Source organism: Syntrophomonas sp. UBA5494 (genome assembly GCF_002426325.1).
The window spans coordinates 19368-21163 of sequence record NZ_DIPG01000135.1 but is presented as its reverse complement, the minus strand read 5'-3'; the positions used below and the strand labels follow the sequence as shown (position 1 = coordinate 21163).

1 protein-coding gene is annotated in these 1796 nt (G+C 43.5%); it reads left to right on the top strand.

The features are described from left to right. Positions 1-784 precede the first annotated feature (784 nt). The coding region (locus B3W37_RS15350) for a glycosyltransferase family 4 protein (RefSeq protein ID WP_483176313.1) at positions 785-1796 on the top strand (1012 nt) is incomplete at its 3' end.

Genomic DNA, 1796 nt, shown 5'->3' with positions numbered 1-1796 from the left:
TCTGTTGCTTTTATCAGTAATTCCATTTTCCTTCCTCCTGTGTGAAATTGCACGTTTTATAACTTGTTCGCAGGGAAAAACCTGCAATTTATACAGGAAGGACTACGAAAAGACATAATACATAAATGTGCCCCCTTTAACATCGGTCAGTCTTTTTGACAAAACCTGCTGATAGCTGGAACCAATCTGCTTGCGTTCTCAGGGAGGGCAGGCTTCTTGCTGCGGACAATAAAAAATGCAGCCTAAAACCGCAATGCGAGCTTTAGTCTGCATACCAATGTCTAACCAAGATGCCGGGGAAGATGGCACAACCCCAAACATCCGGACGCACTGTATCCACTTTCCTGATTCGTTCAAAATAAGCACAGCAAAAAAGCCCACCATTGTGGAGGTTATTGCAAGATTTTGAGCTGGCTTATCTTAAACGAATAGACCACATAGATATAATGTCTCCTATGATTTAAGTTAAAGCAATTTTAATATGAACATTGTATACCTGTCAATTTCAGGACCGTTATTGAGCCTGCCCAAACCCAGCCTGGAGCGGCATTATGAGGCTTGGTAAAAATGGGGTAAAGGCAAAGATCAGGCCTTGGAATGATGAAATCCGGCCGGCGATTTATGTTGAAGAACTCATGATAGACAATTTAATCCTCCGGCAGCGCCTTAGCGCTTATGCAGTCAGCATCTTTCCCCTGTTCCGCAGCTTTATAAGCGTATCTATTTGTCATCCTATGTGGCATAATGAACGCGAAAAAGTATATAATTCATGATGAGGTACGTCATGAAGATCGGAATAGCGGCATTTTTTTTGAACCGCACCCATAGCGGCGGTAAAGAGCAGGTGTTTTTCAATCTACTCAGAGGATTTCAAGCCCTGGGCAAATCCCGGAATATTCATATTTTTGCCTACGAATACTCAGCCGGGGTCATACAGAGCAGTATCCCTGATGCTACCTTTACTTTCATCCCTTATAAGGATATTTGGGGGAAGAAAACACTGTCTGACTGCGTTTGCAACACCTTCAGGCTAAGCCGGCTGCTAAAAGAGCAGCACATCGGCGTGCTTTTTTTCCCGCATTATAATACCGGCCTGAAACAGTTTAAGATACCTACAGTTGTCCTTCCCCATGATATACAGAACATAATTAATGCCGATCAGTCTTCTTTAAGGGAGCGGATCATATATGGATTGCAATACTATTTCGATTTTAAGCTGAGAAGCAAGATTATTGCCATTTCAGATTATGACCGCCGGGAGATTGAGTACTACTATCCCCAACACAAATCCAAGCTAACCAGGATTTATAATCCCATTGATACCGATTTCATTCCCTCAACGCGGAAATACCACCGTAAAAGGCCTTATATATGCGCCATAAATATTGCTTATGTCCACAAAAACACCATTACCTTAATCAAAGCATTTGAGAAAATCATGGGACTGATCGAGCATAATCTTCTTTTGGTCGGTCGCTTGAATCGGGATACGGAATTCCTGAGAAATTACGTGGAGAAGAACCATTTGGGCGAAAGGGTTGAATTCACCGGGTTTCTGGAAGATCAGGAGCTTCACCGGCTGTTATGCCAGGCTTCATTGTTCGTAAATCCTTCGCTTTTTGAAGGTTTTGGGATGCCTGCCATCGAAGCCGCCATCCGCTGTATACCAGTAATATCGTCGATAACCGGAGCCTCCCCGGAAGTAACCCGCAATCTGTTAAACTATTACGAACCCGCCGATGATGCCGACCGTTTGGCGGAAAAAATTCTGGAAGTTTTGCATACCGAACCATCCC